Annotated in this window: 29 protein-coding genes; 6 read left to right on the top strand and 23 right to left on the bottom strand. The window is 47.3% G+C overall.

Annotated features, from left to right (window positions below):
- Positions 1-87: 87 nt before the first annotated feature.
- The 3 genes from AK95_RS10485 to AK95_RS10475 all read right to left on the bottom strand — a co-directional run bounded on the left by AK95_RS10485 (position 88) and on the right by AK95_RS10475 (position 2,586).
- A complete protein-coding gene (locus AK95_RS10485; RefSeq protein WP_071219917.1) occupies positions 88-1,782 on the bottom strand; it encodes a M3 family oligoendopeptidase in 1,695 nt (564 codons plus the stop codon).
- A gap of 142 nt (positions 1,783-1,924) precedes the next feature.
- Positions 1,925-2,239 (bottom strand): DMT family transporter, encoded by a 315-nt coding sequence (locus AK95_RS10480; RefSeq protein WP_071219916.1) that lies wholly within the window; start codon positions 2,237-2,239, stop codon positions 1,925-1,927.
- On the bottom strand, positions 2,239-2,586 hold the full coding sequence (locus tag AK95_RS10475) for a DMT family transporter (RefSeq protein WP_071219915.1): 348 nt from the start codon (positions 2,584-2,586) through the stop codon (positions 2,239-2,241). The genes AK95_RS10480 and AK95_RS10475 overlap by 1 nt, the downstream gene beginning before the upstream one ends.
- Positions 2,587-2,732: 146 nt before the next feature.
- On the opposite strand from AK95_RS10475, the gene AK95_RS10470 reads away from it, so the two are divergent.
- Entirely contained in the window at positions 2,733-3,602 is an 870-nt protein-coding gene (locus tag AK95_RS10470) for a LysR family transcriptional regulator (RefSeq protein WP_071219914.1), read from the top strand.
- Between the two features lie 24 nt (positions 3,603-3,626).
- Here the strand turns inward: AK95_RS10470 and AK95_RS10465 are convergent, their stop codons facing one another.
- From AK95_RS10465 to AK95_RS10450, 4 genes are all read right to left on the bottom strand, one after another.
- Complete coding sequence (locus AK95_RS10465; protein WP_071219913.1) at positions 3,627-4,505, bottom strand: HAD-IIB family hydrolase; 879 nt, start codon at positions 4,503-4,505, stop codon at positions 3,627-3,629.
- A gap of 152 nt (positions 4,506-4,657) precedes the next feature.
- Positions 4,658-5,050: a DUF6220 domain-containing protein gene (locus AK95_RS10460; RefSeq protein ID WP_083397585.1), complete on the bottom strand. Its 393-nt coding sequence runs from the start codon at positions 5,048-5,050 to the stop codon at positions 4,658-4,660.
- Complete coding sequence (locus tag AK95_RS10455) at positions 5,043-5,540, bottom strand: DUF6022 family protein (RefSeq protein WP_071219911.1); 498 nt, start codon at positions 5,538-5,540, stop codon at positions 5,043-5,045. Before AK95_RS10455 ends, AK95_RS10460 begins: the two co-directional genes overlap by 8 nt.
- 32 nt (positions 5,541-5,572) lie before the next feature.
- Positions 5,573-6,007, bottom strand: a complete 435-nt coding sequence (locus tag AK95_RS10450; RefSeq protein WP_071219910.1) for a DUF6526 family protein — start codon at positions 6,005-6,007, stop codon at positions 5,573-5,575.
- A gap of 154 nt (positions 6,008-6,161) precedes the next feature.
- Here AK95_RS10450 and AK95_RS10445 point away from each other — a divergent pair, with 154 nt between their 5' ends.
- Positions 6,162-6,755 carry a TetR/AcrR family transcriptional regulator gene (locus AK95_RS10445; RefSeq protein WP_071219909.1) on the top strand — a complete coding sequence of 198 codons (594 nt, stop codon included), beginning with the start codon at positions 6,162-6,164 and terminating at the stop codon, positions 6,753-6,755.
- A 34-nt stretch (positions 6,756-6,789) separates the two neighbouring features.
- Here AK95_RS10445 and AK95_RS10440 read toward each other — a convergent pair whose 3' ends face one another.
- The 15 genes from AK95_RS10440 to AK95_RS10370 form a co-directional block, all read right to left on the bottom strand.
- Positions 6,790-7,071 carry a hypothetical protein gene (locus AK95_RS10440; protein ID WP_071219908.1) on the bottom strand — a complete coding sequence of 94 codons (282 nt, stop codon included), beginning with the start codon at positions 7,069-7,071 and terminating at the stop codon, positions 6,790-6,792.
- 195 nt (positions 7,072-7,266) lie between these two features.
- Positions 7,267-7,911 (bottom strand): HAD family hydrolase, encoded by a 645-nt coding sequence (locus AK95_RS10435; protein ID WP_268801966.1) that lies wholly within the window; start codon positions 7,909-7,911, stop codon positions 7,267-7,269.
- Between the two features lie 100 nt (positions 7,912-8,011).
- Complete coding sequence (locus AK95_RS10430) at positions 8,012-8,416, bottom strand: RDD family protein (RefSeq protein WP_071219906.1); 405 nt, start codon at positions 8,414-8,416, stop codon at positions 8,012-8,014.
- Positions 8,417-8,451: 35 nt separating this feature from the next.
- Positions 8,452-8,739: a hypothetical protein gene (locus AK95_RS10425; RefSeq protein ID WP_071219905.1), complete on the bottom strand. Its 288-nt coding sequence runs from the start codon at positions 8,737-8,739 to the stop codon at positions 8,452-8,454.
- 51 nt (positions 8,740-8,790) lie between these two features.
- Positions 8,791-9,414: a bis(5'-nucleosyl)-tetraphosphatase (symmetrical) YqeK gene (gene yqeK, locus AK95_RS10420; protein WP_071219903.1), complete on the bottom strand. Its 624-nt coding sequence runs from the start codon at positions 9,412-9,414 to the stop codon at positions 8,791-8,793.
- A 178-nt stretch (positions 9,415-9,592) separates the two neighbouring features.
- Positions 9,593-9,841: a hypothetical protein gene (locus AK95_RS10415; protein WP_071219904.1), complete on the bottom strand. Its 249-nt coding sequence runs from the start codon at positions 9,839-9,841 to the stop codon at positions 9,593-9,595.
- Positions 9,842-9,892: 51 nt separating this feature from the next.
- Positions 9,893-10,516: a bis(5'-nucleosyl)-tetraphosphatase (symmetrical) YqeK gene (yqeK, locus tag AK95_RS10410; RefSeq protein WP_071219903.1), complete on the bottom strand. Its 624-nt coding sequence runs from the start codon at positions 10,514-10,516 to the stop codon at positions 9,893-9,895.
- A gap of 244 nt (positions 10,517-10,760) precedes the next feature.
- Entirely contained in the window at positions 10,761-11,180 is a 420-nt protein-coding gene (locus AK95_RS10405; RefSeq protein WP_071219902.1) for a VanZ family protein, read from the bottom strand.
- Between the two features lie 23 nt (positions 11,181-11,203).
- Entirely contained in the window at positions 11,204-11,680 is a 477-nt protein-coding gene (locus AK95_RS10400; RefSeq protein WP_071219901.1) for an NUDIX domain-containing protein, read from the bottom strand.
- 189 nt (positions 11,681-11,869) lie between these two features.
- A complete protein-coding gene (locus AK95_RS10395) occupies positions 11,870-12,790 on the bottom strand; it encodes a Gfo/Idh/MocA family protein (protein WP_071219900.1) in 921 nt (306 codons plus the stop codon).
- 230 nt (positions 12,791-13,020) lie between these two features.
- Positions 13,021-13,602, bottom strand: a complete 582-nt coding sequence (locus AK95_RS10390; protein WP_071219899.1) for a histidine phosphatase family protein — start codon at positions 13,600-13,602, stop codon at positions 13,021-13,023.
- A 38-nt stretch (positions 13,603-13,640) separates the two neighbouring features.
- Positions 13,641-13,979: a YrdB family protein gene (locus AK95_RS10385; RefSeq protein WP_071219898.1), complete on the bottom strand. Its 339-nt coding sequence runs from the start codon at positions 13,977-13,979 to the stop codon at positions 13,641-13,643.
- A 49-nt stretch (positions 13,980-14,028) separates the two neighbouring features.
- Positions 14,029-14,472, bottom strand: coding sequence for a DinB family protein (locus tag AK95_RS10380; protein ID WP_071219897.1), 444 nt, complete (start codon positions 14,470-14,472; stop codon positions 14,029-14,031).
- Positions 14,473-14,492: 20 nt separating this feature from the next.
- Positions 14,493-15,572, bottom strand: coding sequence for a winged helix DNA-binding domain-containing protein (locus AK95_RS10375; RefSeq protein ID WP_071219896.1), 1,080 nt, complete (start codon positions 15,570-15,572; stop codon positions 14,493-14,495).
- A gap of 51 nt (positions 15,573-15,623) precedes the next feature.
- Positions 15,624-16,409, bottom strand: coding sequence for an ABC transporter ATP-binding protein (locus AK95_RS10370; RefSeq protein ID WP_071220465.1), 786 nt, complete (start codon positions 16,407-16,409; stop codon positions 15,624-15,626).
- A 333-nt stretch (positions 16,410-16,742) separates the two neighbouring features.
- On the opposite strand from AK95_RS10370, the gene AK95_RS10365 reads away from it, so the two are divergent.
- Complete coding sequence (locus AK95_RS10365) at positions 16,743-17,492, top strand: MBL fold metallo-hydrolase (protein ID WP_071219895.1); 750 nt, start codon at positions 16,743-16,745, stop codon at positions 17,490-17,492.
- Positions 17,493-17,514: 22 nt separating this feature from the next.
- On the opposite strand, the gene AK95_RS10360 is transcribed toward AK95_RS10365, so the two are convergent.
- Positions 17,515-17,709, bottom strand: a complete 195-nt coding sequence (locus tag AK95_RS10360; protein ID WP_071219894.1) for a hypothetical protein — start codon at positions 17,707-17,709, stop codon at positions 17,515-17,517.
- Between the two features lie 248 nt (positions 17,710-17,957).
- On the opposite strand from AK95_RS10360, the gene AK95_RS10355 reads away from it, so the two are divergent.
- The 3 genes from AK95_RS10355 to AK95_RS10345 all read left to right on the top strand — a co-directional run bounded on the left by AK95_RS10355 (position 17,958) and on the right by AK95_RS10345 (position 19,565).
- Positions 17,958-18,665, top strand: a complete 708-nt coding sequence (locus tag AK95_RS10355) for an FAD-dependent oxidoreductase (RefSeq protein WP_071219893.1) — start codon at positions 17,958-17,960, stop codon at positions 18,663-18,665.
- A 175-nt stretch (positions 18,666-18,840) separates the two neighbouring features.
- Positions 18,841-19,170 (top strand): ArsR/SmtB family transcription factor, encoded by a 330-nt coding sequence (locus AK95_RS10350; RefSeq protein ID WP_071219892.1) that lies wholly within the window; start codon positions 18,841-18,843, stop codon positions 19,168-19,170.
- Positions 19,167-19,565: an SRPBCC family protein gene (locus AK95_RS10345; RefSeq protein ID WP_071219891.1), complete on the top strand. Its 399-nt coding sequence runs from the start codon at positions 19,167-19,169 to the stop codon at positions 19,563-19,565. Before AK95_RS10350 ends, AK95_RS10345 begins: the two co-directional genes overlap by 4 nt.
- The last annotated feature ends 49 nt before the right edge of the window (positions 19,566-19,614 follow it).

Here is a 19,614-nt window from a genome sequence, read left to right as displayed (position 1 = left end):
TGCTTTCTATTAAAAACATGCAGGAAGAACACCTGAGTCTTACTCACTCATGTTCTCCTGCATGTCTTAGCCATGCTTATTTACGATTTAAAGAGCTGCATCGTCTACGCTGTCCAGCCAAGCTTCGATGCTGCCAATGACGGAAGTGACACAACCATCCTCAAATGGGGAGATCAAACCTGCCACCTTCACCAGTTCGGTGAAGGACTTGCTTCCACCTTGACGGCACAGGTTCAGATAATCTGCCCATGCAGCGGATTGGTCCTCATGCATCTTCTTCCAGAATTGGAATGCGCAGATTTGAGCCAACGTATAGTCGATATAATAGAACGGCGTGCTAAAAATATGGCCCTGTTTATGCCAGAAGCCGCCTTGCTCCAGATACGCATTGTCATCATAGTTCCGGTGCGGCAGATATTTGCGCTCAATTTCGCGCCATGCCTGTTTCCGTTCAGCCGGCGTCGCATCCGGATTTTCATAAACAAAGTGCTGGAACTCGTCAACCGTTACGCCGTAAGGGATGAAGATCAGTCCGCTTGCGAGATGGTCGAAGCGGTATTTATCGGCCTCATCCTCGAAGAAACGGTCCATCCACGGCCATGTGAAGAATTCCATGCTCATGGAATGGATTTCGCACGCCTCATAGGTTGGGAACCCATACTCCGGTACTTCGAAACCTCTGCTCTCATATACTTGGAACGCATGACCGGCTTCGTGCGTCAGCACATCAATATCACCGGAAGTCCCGTTAAAGTTGGAGAAAATAAACGGTGCGCCATACTCGCTGATATAGGTACAGTATCCGCCGCTCTGCTTGCCTTTTTTGGCAACCAGATCCATGAGGCCGTTCTCCTGCATGAAGGTAAAGAACTCATGGGTTTCCGGAGATAATTCCTCATACATCTTCGCGCCATGGTTGACGATCCAATCCGGGTCCCCCTTCGGTGTTGCGTTCCCCGATTTGAATGAGAAGTTCTCATCGTAGTACAGCAGTTGGTCCACATCGATTCGTTTCTGCTGACGCTCTTTCAACTTGCTTGCAACCGGAACGATATGCTCCAGCACCTGGTTACGGAAGTTAGCCACCATCTCCGCGTTATAGTCCGTGCGGGCCATGCGGGCATAACCAAGTTCTACGTAATTGTTAAATCCTAGTTTCTTGGCAATCTTGGTTCTCACTTTAACCAGATCGTCATAGATACGGTCGAAGTTTGCTTCGTTCTCAGCCATGAAGCCGCTGGACGCCTCCATTGCCCGTTTACGCATATTGCGATCCGTCGATTGCTGGAAAGGAATCAATTGCGACAGGGTACGCTCTTCGCCTTCGAACTGAATTTTGGCGGAAGCGATCAGCTTCGAATATTCCGTCGTCAATTTATTTTCCTGTTGCAAGTCCTCGATGATCTCAGGACTGAAGGTTTTGAGGGAAAGCTCTGCCAATTGGAACAGCTGTCGCCCCCATTTGTCCTCCAGCTGAGCTCTGAATTTCGAATCCACGAGAGCCCGATAATAATCCGTTATGTATTCCTGGATGACCGGTCCGTTCTCGTCAAAGAAATCCTGCTCTGCCTTATAGAACTCGTCGTTCGTATCAATCGAGTGCCGGATATACACCAGTTGGCTCAGGGTATCCATCTCACTGCGCAGTTTGTTAATGCGGGTCATCGCCTCATCCTGTTCCTCATACGTGCTGGCGGAGGTGAAAGCGTTAAGCTGCTCTTTAAACTTTTGCTCAAAAGCTTTTACGTCGGGGCGTTCATAGCGATACTCGCTGAATTTCATAAGATACACCTGTCCTTTCCCATATAAAAAATGCATCCTGGCGTCTGATCGCACGGATTCAAAACACCAAACTATATCTAAATTCTATATGCGAATCAGAATATCCTTCACAGGTCTATGAAATTCTGCACGCCCCTATGGGTTACGTTATAATCTTAAGGCCGATCGCTGAAGCCAGGATTAAAGCAATGAAAAATATCCGACGTCCTTCCTTAGGTTCTCCGAATACGAACATCCCCAGCAAGGTACTGCCGGCCGTCCCCATTCCTGTCCAAATCGCATAAGCGGTTCCCATGGAAATAAAGGCCATCGCGTACGTCAGCAGCAGGAAACTCGAACCGAGCGAACAGGCCAAAAAGATGTAGGATCCCAAGCTGCGGGTCAGGCTCACCCTTCTTAACGCAATCACACCCAACACTTCACATAACCCTGCGCCGATCAGAGCGATCCATTCCATTATGCACCACTCTCCTTCGCCTGATTATCCGTATCCTTCGTGACCAGTTTGAGTCCGAGCACCCCTGCAGCCAACATACCAATCAGCAGCAGCTTGACGGGATTCGCCTGCTCGCCAAACAGAAGGATCTCGACTAATACCGTACCGGCTGTCCCCAGTCCGGTGAAGATCACATATACCGTACCGATGGGAAGTTTAGCAGCAGAGTCCAAAAAAACTTTGAAGCTGAATATAATCGAAGCGATGGTAATGATCCACTGCCACCAGGTATCGGAATGCTTCAAACCGGATACCCATACAACCTCCAGTGCCCCCGCTAATAGTAAGAGCCACCATGCCTTTTTCATCTCCAACATCCTTCCACTCTGTATTTGTATGAACACATTCATGGTGTAGTTGTGATTGTAATCTAAAAATGGCATACCGTATAATGATAAATAATAATGATGTCATCATTTTTAGTGATGACTGAAGGAGAGAAAGGAGGGTTTAGATGGAACTTACCGATCTGAAGGTTTTTCTAAGGATTGCAGAGGAAGGGAATATCACCCGCGCTGCGGAGCAGCTTGGGTATGTGCAGTCCAATGTTACGGCCCGTGTCAAAAAGCTTGAGAATGAACTGGGAGTCCCCTTATTCAACCGACACTCCAATGGAGTGACCTTAACGGAAAAAGGGCGAACGTTCCAGGACTATGCGTGCACCATTCTTAATCTGTCTGAAGAAGCGATGCGTGCTGTACAGGAAACGCCTTATCCAAGCGGTTCTTTAACCATTGGCGTCGTGGATACGGTGCATTGCGGACATTTCATTAAATCCTTGTCGGACTATCAAACCATGTACCCGGACGTCACGTTATCGCTCTTGACCGGCAGCTCTTCGGAGCTGATTACCCAAGTATTAAACTATCAGCTGGACGGGGCATTTGTGACGGGAAACATTCCGCCGAAGCTGGTTGCCGATTATATCGAAGAGGATGAGGTCAAACTGCTGACCAAGTCGAAGGAACAGCCCTTTCCCGATCTGGCGGTGACCAAATGGGCCGTTGCTCCGGCGGGATGCCCGTTTCGAAGCATCCTCGAAAGCTGGCTGTTAAGCGAAGGGATTCCGATGACGAATATGATCGAAGTCTCATCATTAGAGACCCAATTAGGCATCGTACAATCAGGTCTTGCCGCTACGCTGCTCCCCACCTCTGTCTTGAGTGGAGAATTTGCGAATATGGGCAGCTTCTCCATCCCGGAAGCCTTCCGGCATACCTCGACAAGCCTGATCCGGCGCAACGACCGGTTCAGGAACAAGGCATTTTCCGCTTTTGCCGAGCTGGTTAAAGTTAATTTCGATAAAAGCACGAGCTCTAAGTAATGGGTGTAACGTGATGTATCGTCATCATTGTCCTCCCAGAGTGGATATAAAGGTATCCACTCCTGACTGTTCCATCTGTTGCCGGATATAATGGGCGACGCCATCAAGTTCATTCGAGTCAATAATATGGTCAGCCAGCTGCCGTATCCTTTCATGCGCGTTTCGTACCGCGATCCGGGTGCCTCCGGCTTCAAACAGCCCCACATCATTGATGTGGTCGCCGAAGACAACCGTGCTCTCCAGATCAATCCCCATATGGGAAGACCATAATTGGAGCCCGTCACGTTTGTTTGCTTTGGCATGACTGAATTCCAGAAAAAAATGGTTATGGATGTAGTAATCCGGCATCATATGAGCATGAATCACATCACCGTATAATTCCATAACCCCGCACCGTATCGGCTCCAATTCCTCATAAAGTCCAATGTATGTAAGAGCCAGCGTCCGGTAATCCGGTGGGCAGTTCAGTCTCCGCACTTCCATAAATCGCGGATCCTGGGGCCGGCTCTGATAAAAAGCCTTCTCTCCCTCTCGCCGCAGCGACTCATGCAAAACACGCTCACGATGGTCCGCATCCAATGAAAAATAGTAAGGAGTAATACCAAACTTCCTTCCCACGTCGATAATCTCATTCGAGATGTCCCGTTCAAGCCAGTAACCATCGATTACTGTTCGATTCACTCCGTCATATATCAAAGCGCCGTTATATAGAATCAGAGGGTACTTCCAGGGGATCTCCGAGACAACGCTTTGCGCACTAATATAGCCGCGGGCAGTGGCATACGTGATAATCACGTCCTGCTCCAGCGCGTTTGTCATAACATTGGTAGTAAAAGGTGATAGTGTTTGATCCGAACGCAGCAGCGTGCCGTCCAGATCGGTAATATACGCTTTTTTCTTCATCAAGAAGCCATGCCTCCTTCGCCGTCCAGTATGTGACAAAACCCAGCCGTAGAGTAGCTATCTAAGACTGGGTCCTTATTATGAATTTGGCGTCTTCCATGATTATACAACGTCTAACATGGAGATGGTAAAGGTAAATTGCTTATTTCGCTTCAATCCACATTTATTTTAAATCCTTTGCCTGATCGGATCATGTCAACGCTGCCCCAAAACAACATCATCGCAATGACGGGATGGAATGCAGATAGAAAACCGATCCGGGATGAAAATACCGCTGTTAAGAACATCCCGATTACCATTCCGAATAAACCTATGCTCTTCCAGAGCACCTGCCTTGAAAGTCCTGCCATCCATGCCATGATTGCCATGATGAGAGGAATAAAAGCAAAATATCTTGCGAAGCTAACATGGGCAGCCCAACTTCCTGAATTCACAAACAGTGCAATTCCGGCTATAAGAACTTGAAGCGCAACGCTAACACTGAAAATCAAAGCGAGCACGAAAAACAAAACACGGGAAAATTGAGCCAAGTTTAACTTACGCATACCTCTCATCCTCCCAACTCATAGATCCCCATTCTTCCGGCTGCATATGAGAAATCACCTCTTTAATTGCAGCCAGCTCGGTTTGAGGAATGGCATAGACTCGAGGCACAGTAGGAATACGAAAGGCAGTATGGTCGTGAAAGAAACGTGTGATTAAGGTACCTATTGCTCTTCCATTATCATAGTGAATCACGCTCCAAAATCGCCTCTCCCTCTCTTCCCATGGTCCCCAAAGCTCCTCGGATTGTGGAAAGGCACCCGGCATTACGGGTTTGGGGGTTAAGCCCGCATCATAGACCTCTGCTTCCAATGGACGAAAAAGCTTGGAACAAAAGAGACCATAAGCGTAGTCTCCTCTATTTTGAAAAATGCCCTCAAGCTCGTTCAGATTCTGTTCCCATACATTCAGCCACTGATCATTCATATATCCCTGGCAGTAATGAGCCAAAGCCTTCATCATGGACTCGTTTAAACACGCTGTTAAGACCATTGCCAATCCCCCTTTACTTTTGCTTTAGTGAGCTATACTCGGTGATGATCCGCTCTCCATTTCTGGATGGCGAGCTTGATATCTTTGGATGACAGGTTCTCCTTAAGAGCCTTCTCACACAGCGTCAGAAACTCATCGTCCGATGCAAAACGAAGCGCAATGATTTGATTCATCGTTAAACTTGGATTAAGAAGCCTGCCTGTCATAACAAAATGTCTCAGATTCTCTTCTGCCCGAACTACCCGATCTTGCACCTTACATACGAACTGCCGGATGAGGAATAATGTCATGACCACCGAGAATGACATGAGTATGAAAAGTAATGACGTAAATAACGATATTCCACGCATACTCGACGCAAACAGATAAACGAATGCTGCGACGACCAAAACAAAGCTAAGCGGTACAAGGAAAAAATGAAACGCGGGTACATGTCTTTCATGGTTGCTGTAAGATTGATTTTTCATTGGAATACCTCCTTTCTCATTTGTGAGTGAGTGCACACTCATTATTGAGCGTCATGTCTCCCACCTCATTCAAGCTGTGATGTCTTGACAATGAGTGAGTGCACACTCATAATAAAGTGGAACCATAACAAAGTCAACAGAGTGAGGGATTATTTTGGATTTAAAAAGTAAAATAGCCGATGCAGCGGAACTCGTCATTCGTACACATGGACTGGCCAAAGCAACAACCAAAGAAATCGCCAAAACCGCCGGGTGCTCAGAAGGCTCACTATATAATCATTTTAAGAGCAAAGACGATCTGTACCTTCACATTCTACGCGGACAATTAAAAAATGTTATGCAGGCGCTCATGTCCCTGAGGGAACTGATCGGCAAAGAAACCGTGCGAAGTAATCTGGAAAAAGTGGCTCGAGCGGGCGTATCGGATTACTATCAATCCATGCCTCTGATCAGCTCCATCTTCTCTGAACCAGGACTGTTAGCGCAGCACCGGGAAGGCTTCACAGCTCGGAATGAAGGACCCCACCGGGCAAATGAAGCAGTTGAGTCCTATTTGCTTGAAGAACAGAAACTTGGGAGATTATCGGAACATGTTAATCCGAGATCCGCTGCGGACATGCTGCTAGGAAGCTGCTTTCAATATGCATTTCAATTGAACTTTCTAGGCCGGCCCTTGTCCGATGAAGAACAGAATGTGTTTGTGCATCGGGTGTTGGATACTTTGTTTCTAGGCATTGGGAACGAATAATAGGAGGGCAGGCATGACTTGTCCTCTGGTAACCTTAGACACCGAGGATCAGGTACCCCAGTGTCATGTACAGAAAGAGAAATAGCAGCATCACGGAATGGCCTACAATGGCTGTGATATGGATTCGCGTGAGTTTGTCTCGATTTCTGCTGACGAGCGCTAACAGGATACCCACTGGCGACAACAGGAGAATCGCAGCAAACCACAATCTCTGAAAAGGACTTCCTGCCTCTGGCGGAAACATGAAGCTGTATAGGGTGAACAGAGTGACGCAGACAAACAGATTTAGTGACAAGTGGGACAAATACCACTTCATTCCGCTTCCTCGCCCAACCTGCCCGACAAAATACCGGCTCTGCGAATGACCTCAATCCGTTCCTCGCGGCCTTCAATCGCCTTTATCATTTCGATGGCCGTATCAAAATTCATCCTAACATATCCGGTTGTTTCATACCCCTCTGGTCTCTCTACGAATCGTCTCACGCCTACTACGGGAGTCCACCTCCGAGATTTATTTAATGGCACGCGGCTGAAGATAACCTATAACGTCTTGTATATGCTGGATCTCCGCAAATGGAAAAACACCCATGCTGTTCATTCTCGCGACGTCCCCGCGATAGGCGATAAATGGAATTCCGGCGCTCTCGGAGGCCTTGCCATCCACCCAGGCATCTCCGACAGACAACCATTCCTTCGGGGATGTATGAGGGAAATGCTTCAGTACCTCCAAATATCCATCGGGTGCCGGCTTTAACAAACCCATGGCCTCTCTGCCAATAATGAGATCAAAATAATGCGCAATCGTATTCTCTTCTAGAGCAGCCATTGCTGCTTCCACCGCATTATTTGTCACAATGGCAAGAATCAGCTGCCCGTGCAATCGCTGAACAAGCTCTCTTGCACCCGCTTCAAGATTTGCATCCATCATCCCTCTCAGCTCATGTTCCTTGGCAATATCCCACATCGCGTGACGAAGATCTTCCGACAGCAGCCCTGTATTCATGGCTTCAGCAATGATGGTAGAGGTAGTGTGGGTGTCCATGGACATACCCTGGGGCAAGATTCTGTGATTGCACAGAAAGGCGTAGATATCCCTCTTCATTGCGCCAAAATCAATGCTGGAATGCAGCAGCGTATTATCCATATCAAAAACAATGCCTTTTAACGTAAACGCGATATCTAATCAACTCCAATCATGGAAACGCCTTGAATTGCCGCTCCGACAGCAATCCAGATTTGGGTAACCCGTTCATCTCCTAATCATACACAACTTCCGTACCCGCGATAAAATCGTGCAGGGAACGCTTATCCTCGCGCATCGCTACCATAAAGATGCTCACGATAAGTCCAATTCCAAACGTCAGTGCATACACGATTCCCGCTACAAGGTTGCGGAGAAGCATCGTTCCAATGCCCGGTGGCTCAAGAAAATCGAATTTTCGAATGCGAATGCCGCATATGCGCTTGCCGATAGTATAACCATTCCAATACACGGGGACCAACAATGCATACAGACTGTAAATCAAATTAGAAATCGGCTCATTCTCAAAATCTCCCGTGATAATCCCTGCTATGATCCATAACGGAAGGCTCACGATGATTCCATCCAAAAGATTGGCGCCTAGCCGGATCCAAAAGCCTGCAACTTGGTTTTCGCCCATGAGGATTCCTCCTTAAAATTCTAGATAACATTCTGTTATGGACTCCTATCTGCATTGTCCGGCTGGTCAAGCTCCTTCCAGTTATCCTTGATCTGGTTCAGGTCTTCCGCTAGCCATTTACGAATGATCGGGACACTGATGCATAAGATACCGAGAATCAAACTGATGATGCTGAATATCAACGGCCCTTTTCCAATTTCCGATAACAAATCCTCAAACGTCCAGGGGGTATTTATCCCCGCAATCGCGGCCGTTAAGTACCGGATGCCGTACAAAAAAGCCGAGATACAGATAAAAATAATGCCCATCGTTTTATTGTTCATAGGGTGTGCAATCCTTCCTCTTATCGGTGGCTGCATCCGGGTGCGCAATGATTATACCCTTTGGTTAATTAGCTCACTTCTAGCTGCAATTAACCACGGATGCACCAATTTCATTTTGTCACGTTGATTCCATACATGGTCCAAATACACAAGCGCCGCTCCGTCTAAATCCAGTTCGCTCAGTTTATTGCGCATCTCCGCTTGATAGGCGTGATCGCCTTCAAGTTCCCAAGAGATCTTATCCGCAACGAATAAAACCTTATCCAATGGGCTTGCCCCGGCTTTTAACGTTGTATGGCATTCAATCGCGTTCAATATGTCAGGTGAGGCGCAGCCGAAGAAACGCTGAGCCATTTCCATGGAAAGCTTCTGATGAATGATCCTGATATATCGATGCTCCTCTTCCATAATGGGAAGGGACCATTCTTCTGCGGCATCCTTCATTTCGCTCACCGGAATCGCATTGCTGATATCGTGCAGCAGAGCCGCCTTCCGAGCTGCATCAGGACTGACATCAAATAACGGTGCGATGGCTAACGCCTCTCGAACTACATTCATGATATGCTCGAACGTTTCCTGCTCCCCATGCTTGATGAGAAAAGCTTCCACATCATCCCTTAGGTTATGTGTACACTCTATGCCATGAGTCAGTTTACTAATCACGGAATTCTTCATTGTAGATCCCACCTTTCCACACAACATTTTCCAGCACCTCATATCATTGTAAGCTTCGGTTCCTGATCGAACAATAGTTTTTTTCCACAATTCCCCACATGGCTGTTATCCAGCTCAAGTAGAGAATGTAACGTTAACAGAACAAAATCAGCCACACATAAAAAACAGAATAACTTCCCTACATCGTAGTTAAGCCATTCTGCTGCCTGTTATAAACTATTTTAGGAATGATCGGGACACTGATGCATAAGATACCGAGAATCAAACTGATGATGCTGAATATCAACGGCCCTTTTCCAATTTCCGATAACAAATCCTCAAACGTCCAGGGGGTATTTATCCCCGCAATCGCGGCCGTTAAGTACCGGATGCCGTACAAAAAAGCCGAGATACAGATAAAAATAATGCCCATCGTTTTATTGTTCATAGGGTGTGCAATCCTTCCTCTTATCGGTGGCTGCATCCGGGTGCGCAATGATTATACCCTTTGGTTAATTAGCTCACTTCTAGCTGCAATTAACCACGGATGCACCAATTTCATTTTGTCACGTTGATTCCATACATGGTCCAAATACACAAGCGCCGCTCCGTCTAAATCCAGTTCGCTCAGTTTATTGCGCATCTCCGCTTGATAGGCGTGATCGCCTTCAAGTTCCCAAGAGATCTTATCCGCAACGAATAAAACCTTATCCAATGGGCTTGCCCCGGCTTTTAACGTTGTATGGCATTCAATCGCGTTCAATATGTCAGGTGAGGCGCAGCCGAAGAAACGCTGAGCCATTTCCATGGAAAGCTTCTGATGAATGATCCTGATATATCGATGCTCCTCTTCCATAATGGGAAGGGACCATTCTTCTGCGGCATCCTTCATTTCGCTCACCGGAATCGCATTGCTGATATCGTGCAGCAGAGCCGCCTTCCGAGCTGCATCAGGACTGACATCAAATAACGGTGCGATGGCTAACGCCTCTCGAACTACATTCATGATATGCTCGAACGTTTCCTGCTCCCCATGCTTGATGAGAAAAGCTTCCACATCATCCCTTAGGTTATGTGTACACTCTATGCCATGAGTCAGTTTACTAATCACGGAATTCTTCATTGTAGATCCCACCTTTCCACACAACATTTTCCAGCACCTCATATCATTGTAAGCTTCGGTTCCTGATCGAACAATAGTTTTTTTCCACAATTCCCCACATGGCTGTTATCCAGCTCAAGTAGAGAATGTAACGTTAACAGAACAAAATCAGCCACACATAAAAAACAGAATAACTTCCCTACATCGTAGTTAAGCCATTCTGCTGCCTGTTATAAACTATTTTAGGAATGATCGAAATATGCAGCTACGGTTGTCTGCCCCTTGATTTCATGATGACCCCAATCAAACCATAGCCCATGGTAAAACCTATCGAGTTCAATATAAAATCATCCACATCCAGGCTTCCTCGCCGCGAGATCAGTTGTGTCATTTCGAGCACAAATAACCCGGTCAAAAAGTAGGCTAGCATCTTACGAAATCGAATTTGAAATGCAAGCGGAATGAGTACTCCAAAGGGTACAAATACAGCGATATTTCCAACGATATTGATCAATGAGCTCAAACTGCGAATGGGAAAATAGCTTGCCATCGTCGTGAATGGAACCAGATTATAACTGATTTCCGGTTGAGTGGTCCTCCCGAATCCCCAAATCATCCAGTAAGTTAACAACATGGTGTAGCCGATGAGGAGGATCAAGGCGATCATTTTGACATGCGATTTCATGAAAGTCTCCTGTTACGTTTAATTCACACATATTTGTCCAATACGTAATCCTCGATCATGTCAATATTTCGGCGTTCCTGCGCGTACTGTTTAATGTGCTTCTTAATGTTCGGATATAAAACAATGTCATCCAGCTGCTCAATTGGAATCCACTTCACGTCGGTTTGATTCGGATCTGGAACAGCCGGAAGTTTGGGGGACGATCCTTCATGTGGATAACATTCAAATACTACGTATAACGTATGGATGCCCGATATGTTATCTCTGGACTGTTTATGCGGAGCATTCTCGTACACAAATGCAACAGGCCCAGTCTGCGCTTCCAGCGTGGTTTCCTCATACAATTCTCTCAAAGCTCCCTCTGCGATTGACTCTCCGGGCTCGGCCCCGCCCCCCGGCAAATTGTAATGCAATCCGTTCTCATCTACATACTCAACCAACAAAACATGCTCATTCTGAAAAACCAACGCTGTCGGTCTCACCCGAATATGATATGTCATCTTAACCACCTCTCCACACGGCTAACGAATAGCTGCTGAACTTTCTTGATCTGTCTATCATACAATTAACGAGGCTATCATGGAAATATTATGTATAATTGCAGGTCAAAAAGGTCATCAGGCGAGGCGAGTCACATCGACCTCCCCAACAACCTCCATCCCTCAGGGATTCACATGGCGTCTGTTCCGTTATCGTCCTGTTCGATCGTTCTCATCCACTCTCACGGTTTCACCCGTTTTGCGGGAGACATTCGCAGCCTCCAGAAATTGAATGATCTCCAGCGTCTCAGATAAAGGAACATCCGAGACACCTGTCGTGAACATCTTCATGATCTGTTCCAGCAGACTCGCATAATAGGGTTTGTGATGCGCCATGATGTCCACAAAGCTGCTGGTCTCCGTGCGATGAATGGTCATCCCAAAGCGATCATTGCCTGCACGGTTGCCTCGAATCGTCCCGATCCTCCCGTCATTCCAAACCGCTGTTAATACCTCATGCATTTCAGTCGCGGCGACATGAACGCTTACGCATCCGGGTCCGAGAACGCGGTAAAGCATCTCCGCCGCGTGGATTCCATACCAGAAAAATCCCGGCTGCGTCGGTTGAAGGGGAAGCGGTCCAGCGCAGTCCACGCCAATGATATCACCGACACCGCCACGAGCCAATTCATCCTGAAGTCCTTGCGCATATCGAAGTGACGAGCTGCTCATAACAGTAACCTGAAACTGCTCCGCCAGTTCGGCAATTTCCACTGCGTCCTTACTGCTCACCGCAAACGGCTTATCGATAAATACCATTTGGCAGTGAGGAGCAATCGCGCGAAACAAGGACAGATGCGATCTTCCGTCAACCGCTTCGAGCATGACGGCATCAACCTGTTTGGCGACGTCTTCCGGAGAATCCAATATTTCAGTTCCCCATGCTGCGAGTTCCTTCGTATACCCCTCCACCCGGCTTATGCTAAGCTCGAAGTCCGGAGATCCTCCGGGAAATGCCGCCGTAACCCGTGCGCCGGGAACATGATAGGGATGCGTCTTGTCATGCAGCATTTTCGAGAAAATGGAGACATGCGATGTATCCAACCCAATCATACCGATCTTCAAAGTCATAAGTTCATTCTCCTTTACCTTCAGCATTTTAGATGATTACGCTGGCTTTCCATTTCACTGCGTTACTAAGGATATCCAGCAGCCGGGCACTGGCTGTTCTTTCAACCATCATATCATCCTGAACGACTAAAGGACGTGACTTTAATTCGTCTTTTAACCCCGAACCTGGATCCAATACAAAAAGACCGCCTCCATCTGATTACCCGACGTTAGCAGTCTTTCTAACGGACTTATAAATGCATCGTGCAGTTGAATAAGGGGCAATTCCATTCACCGTTGGATTTGGTTAGAAGAGTTAAGGAGGCATTATCCATATAGGTAGCTGTAAAACGCTGAGGCAGCAGCTTTTGCAGCGATAATCCAATGACGGCGCCATGACTCACAACGAGAACATTCTTGTTTTCATATGCGTGCATAATTTCCTCCAAAAACCGAGTTCCCCGCTCGGCGACATCCTCATATCGCTCCATTCCTAGGTCCATTTCTCGCCAGGAGTGTCCCCAGGTCAGCAATCGCTCTTCCTCTGTTGTTCCTTCAATATGTCCGCAATCGACCTCGCAGATCCGCTCATCTTCCATGATATCAAGAACAGAGATTCCTTCAGCAATGATCTGCGCAGTAGCTCGCGCACGGATCAGGGGACTTGAGATGATAATGTCCCAAGACTCTCTCTTTAAGCGTTCAGCTACTCGTTGGGCCTGCTGCCTCCCCTCAGCATTAAGAGGAATATCGCTTCGTCCCTGGGCCCTATTCTGAACATTCCAATCCGTTATCCCATGTCTAATAAGGCCGATGGTAGCCGTTTCATCCACCTCCCGCAGGGTGCATCCCCATCTATTTCTGCAATAAGCTACGGCTGCATTCTCCATTTTATCACGATGAAGCGGTTGACCAGAGCCACAAGGGCAAAAACGATGGCAAACGCAATAAAACTCGAATAAATCTGGCATGCCACCGCGGTTGCAAATATAAGAAATTCGATAAGCAGTACCACGGCAAGCGGCAGCTTGATCCTTGCCTTCGGAGAGATGGTCATTCCCCAGACGACGGCTGCAAGCAGCGGAAGCCCAATACCGAGTCCGACCTGTGCCATGAGCCCGGAACCGTAGTGGAAGCCCCAGTAACCTATCGAAAATAACAGGATCAATTCCAGAATAAATCGAATAGCAAGATTCCATAATTTGAACATATTGGAGCACCTTTCGTTTCCTGTTGTACACCCATTTCCAATGCAGTAATCACAGCTCAATTTGCTCCAGATGATGGATCATATGATCCACATAGTCGTTAAACAACCACTCCAGTGTGACCTCCGTTTTATCGGGCAGTACGCATTTTTTCTGAAAATCTGATGAATCGGCTTTGTGCATGACACGCAGAATCATCCGGTTCAAATGCTGCCACAGTGACAACACTTCCGATTGATCATATTGATCCTGGTAATCGTTCACCCGGACCCAATCGTTCTGCGCGTACCCCGAAATGGCGATCGGATAATCGGATAGCAAGATTTTCACAAACCGGATATGGTTATTGACCGCCGAATCGCAAAGGTGACCCAGAATCTCCTTCTTGGACCATTTATCAGGCGCAAGCTTCAGATTGAACTCCACCTCATTAGTCGACGTTACAATCTCTGTCATTTCGGTAATCAATGATTCCAGCTTCATGATGGACTCCATACGCTATTCCTCCTTCAAACTCATGATTCTACTCGTCCAATCGGCATTTCCATGAAATCACTGTAATGCTTAGCCGCCTCCCGAAACTCCTCTGCTCGATCGCCCAACGGCGAGAACGGACATAACGTGATCTCGATGCCGCTGCGCTTGATCTCCCGCTTCCAGACACCGACCACTTCCCCTCCTGCCACCATCATCGGTTGAAAAACCCCGTTGCGATGCGGAGCGATCTTGGCATCGTCATCTGAATTTATGATCGCGCTCCGGTCTTTATAACCTAGGTAATATTCATCAAATCCCGGAAGCAAGACCGCCGAATCCGTATTAGCGGATGCTGCCGGCGCAGTAACAGAGCTCCAGTATTCCGTGCCGTTGACAAAATCTAAACGAAGATCTGATTTGACCGCCTCAAAGCCTCGTTTAGCTTCCGTCAGCGTTAACCCGACCCACCAGGCAAAATCCTGAATCGTTGCGGGTCCGTGACCGGTAAAATAACGAAGCGCCAGCTCCCCCAGCGATTCTTCGAGCGTCAGCTCCCTTGAATTCGGGACCCACTCATCGAGCAGCACGAAACTCTGCTGTTTGCCTTCATGCGGACCGAAACAGATCATGCCTGTCCGTCCCAAATATCCAAGAATATAATAACCGCGGCCGTTCTTGGTGCTGATCCCCGCTTCCTCCAGCAGTTCCATCAGTCTGGGACGGGATACGGGTGTGCAACCACTCAGCGCGTCGCCAATTATGGTTCGGCATCGATAGAGCGTACCTTCGTCAAGCTCAAGTTCGGCCTGCTTCTTCTTGTCATTCGCTTGAAAGCGCGATTCCGTCAGCTTCACCATCCACTTTGCGTCCTCGGACGGTACGAAGAATATCGTCCCTCGCATCGGCCAGGTCAACACGATTTTGCGATCGTTCAGGGCCTGCTCCACATCGGATATCTTGGCGGACTGCGAACGGAGACCGATTCCCCAGACCGCTTGGTGGTAATCCTGGGCTTGCACAGCGCCGAGACTTCTGACGGCTTCCTCCGGAGTTTCATGCTTCATGCCTGTTATCCCTTGATTGAACAGCCTTTGATTCGCTATGATACGATTTGGCACAATGGTCACTCTCCTAGGTCATGAATATCCCGCGAGCTTTTAATGCGTTCATTATAAGTCCGGAATGGACATCCAGGCCCGATCATTCTGCCAGCTCACCTCGACCGGCGTCTCAAAGAACGAGGTCAAATTGTCGCTGGTCAGCATATCCTTGGAACGCCCCTTCCCGAATACGGTGCCCCGGCGGATGAGTAATGAGTGCGAGAAGATCGGCAGTATTTCTTCGATATGATGCGTAACGAACAGCAGGGTCGGCGCATCGGGCTTTGAAGCCAGTGCCGTAATGCTGGACAGCAGCGCTTCCCTCGACAGAAAATCGAGTCCGTTACAGGCCTCGTCCAGTATCAACAGCCTCGGCGAAGCCATAAGCGCCCGGGCGATCAGCAGCTTCTGCTTCTCCCCTTGCGAACAAGTTTCATATGTACGACCCAGCAGATGAATACAATTGAAATCCTTCATAAGCTGCTCGGCCTGCTCCCGGTCTGCTTCATCCACCTTCTGATACAGGCCAATCGAAGCGTGTTTGCCACTGATCACGACATCCAATGTAGACTCACTCGGTCGGATTCTTTCCTGCAGCGAGGAGCTGACCCAGCCGATCGATTTACGCAATTCTCTTAAATCCACCCTGCCAAAGAGATGCCCGAGCACCGAAACCGTACCGCTGGTTGGCCAGATGTATCCGTTAATCATATTCAAAATGGTTGTCTTTCCGGAGCCGTTCAGCCCAAGAACCGCCCAATGCTCTCCTTGCTGTACGGTCCAATCCACGCCTGTAAGAACGGTCTTCTGCTCCCGTTGCCAGGTTACGTTATTCAGTGCAATCGTCGTATTCATCACTGCTCCCTCTCCTTCTTCAATCTGCTGCGTCACTTCGTTTCTCTTTTCAAGGATTATACCAGCAATTACATATTCCTCAATAGCGAGATGAAATCCAGCCGTGTGAGCAGACTACGACTTGGAAGCGTGTTATGTATCCGGGCCGGACATTTCATATATTAACGAGGATCCTGGTCTAGGAATTATCTATTGACAAATAATTATTTTTGTATTATGATATAATATTTTTCTATTTACATGTTTTTGCTGATTTGATAATCTACTTCTGCTCAGTCTACTCTGGAAGTTGAAATCGGGAGAAGAAATCCCTATATAGTGGAGGTATGTAACATGTTAATCGATCAAGGCATTCATACGCTGAACATATCAGCGGCCATGATGGGACGAATCGAAACGATCCATCCGACATTCCTATGGGATCATCAGAATTTGGTGCTTATCGATACCGGCTATCCCGGCCAGTTCCCGCTCATTCAGGAGCAGTTATCGCACATCGGTATTTCCGTTCAGGATGTAAGCAAAATTATTATAACACACCAGGATTTGGATCATATCGGCAGTTTGCCGGCCATGATCCAGCACAGCAACCACGCCCCTGAAGTGTTCGCCAGCGAAATCGAAAAGCCTTATATCGAAGGCGATACAAGGCCTGTCAAACTATCGCCCGAGGCCATTACGCAAGCGCTGGCTTCGATGCCGGATAACGTGCCGCCGGAGTGGAGGAACGCGTTTAAACACACGCTGGAGAACCCTCCAACAGCACCAGTGAACCGCATGTTGCGCGACGGCGAGGAGCTGCCGTTTGGCGGCGGTATCATCGTGATCCATACGCCTGGCCACACCCCCGGCCATATCAGCTTATATCATATACCGAGCAAAACCCTGATTGCAGCAGATGCGCTGAACGTCAGAGAGGGACAACTAATCGGGCCGGATCCGGCAACCACTTTTGATTTGGCTTTAGCCCAGCTCTCCTTGCAGAAGCTCACTCACTATGATATCCGTAACGTGATCTGTTACCACGGCGGATTATTTACGGACAATCCCAACCAGCGCATTCGTGAATTGGCTTTTGCTTAAGCGTTTGTCGGTCCACGGTCGATCAAGAAGACATCACTTCTTTCTTCTGTTCGTCGATCCAGCTAATCTCAAGGTACCACGAATACGTACCGCCGGCCGGCACTTCGGCCGCTGCCTGACGATGCATAGCATACGAGAGATCATCGAGCAGTCCCGTCGCGGGTTCCAGCGCAAGATGATACTGTCCAACCGCCCGAGTAACCTTCGTACATAACATAAGCTATATTGATTAGTCAAAACTTCAATTCTGCGAGCTATGATGTAACATGCAATGCCGTCAAGACCCGTAAAACTGGTATCTTCCCCCCTACGCAGACCGTGATCATATGGAGTTGAAATATGTCATTGACACGACACCAAATGGTGGCCTAAAATCAAAGTATCACTAAATGGTGTCCAATTAGAAGTTTGGATGAAGATATAGCGATTGCATTACCGATAACGTTATAAGAGGGAGATGGGAAAATGAGTTTTTTTCAAGATATGTTCTCCATATTCAAGAAGAGAGAACTATCCTTTATAGAAAGCCGCAAAGAATCAGAGGATGTCTATTCTTTTCTATTTGAAAGAGACAAAGATTTAACCTGGAAGGCAGGGCAGTATGGTTTGTTCAGCATTACTCATAAGACCATAAAAAACCCTACAAAACCATTCAGCTTGGCAGCTGCTCCTACAGAGAATATAGTTAAAATAACAACGCGTATCAGCGATGATCCCAGTGATTTTAAAAAAGCTCTATTAGAATTAAAACAGGAAATGAAAGTTAAAATGAGCGGCCCTGTCGGTTCTTTTTACTTGCAGGATAACAGTCCTACGCTTCTGATCGCAGGCGGAATTGGAATCACACCATTTCGGTCGATCCTTAAACAATTAGAGGCAGAAGGGAATCATGACGGGAAGCAAAGAAAGCTGCTCTATTTGGATGGCAAAAAGTCTTATATCTTCAAGAATGAGCTAGATGAAATGGCTAACCATCCTTCATTAACTGTGACTTATCTTGATTCAAGAGATGACTTGCATCAGGAAATCGATACGTTTAATACCTTATATAAAAACAATGGAAAATACTTTATTGCGGGTCCGAAGTCATTGGTAGATTCTATTTCCACCCATTTGCAAAATAATCAGATTTCTAAGCGAAATATCAAAAAGGATGCCTTTTTTGGGTATTAGTTTAGAATGAACATTAGAGATTAACACTAACTCTCTAATCGAGTGATCGTCATTTCCAGGTATATCTGAAAATTTCACTTATAAAATCATGAAGCAGAGGTGGTGAAATTAACGGCGGTCCCTTCATCCATCATTAGATGACTAACAACAAAATTAGACTTTTAGGAGGGTTGTCGTGATTGAGAATCATCCGTCCCGCGATGTATTTGACGCGATTGCAGATCCCACTAGGCGTCAACTGATTCATCTGTTATCACAGGCAGAGGAGAAACCGCTTCATGAATTAAAGGCACAATTTTCAATGGGCCGTACAGCGGTATCCAAGCATTTGACCATCCTTAAAGAGGCCGGGCTGGTGCTCGACCGGAAAGTAGGCAGAGAAACGCGATTTAAGCTAAACCCCGATCCGCTTAGAGAAGTTCAAGATTGGGTGGCTTTCTACAGCAAATACTGGACTACAAATATGCTGCGCTTGAACCAGCTGTTCGAGGAGGAAGAAGAATGAGTTTAATCTTATCCATGGATTTTCAGTACACGACATCGATCGAGAAGGCTTGGGCTGCCTTAACCGATTCAAGTAAGTTGGCAAAGTGGATCACGGAAAATGATTTTAAGCCTATCGTTGGACATCGTTTTCAGTTTCGTCATGAGCCGTCCGAATATTGGGATGGAATCGTTGACGGCGAAGTACTTATCGTAGAACCGCCCAACCGGTTGTCCTATTCTTGGGCTACCGGAGACGAGCGGCATACCGTCACCTGGACGCTGCAAGATTTAGGCGACGGCAAGGTTAACCTTCATCTCGAACAAACGGGCTTCTCCCATGTTCATGGACTCGAAGGCGCCAGATATGGCTGGAGTGAGTGGTTCGGCAAGTTTGAAAACGCGTTGGATCAATAACAGGCGTTCAACCCTGCTTGACTCGAATCAAGATAAACCGGCTGCATGT

The sequence above is a fragment of the Paenibacillus sp. LC231 genome (assembly GCF_001860525.1).
GTDB lineage: Bacteria > Bacillota > Bacilli > Paenibacillales > Paenibacillaceae > Paenibacillus_AQ.
The sequence above is the reverse complement of the archived record's forward strand: the minus strand, read 5'-3'. Positions and strand labels throughout refer to the sequence as shown.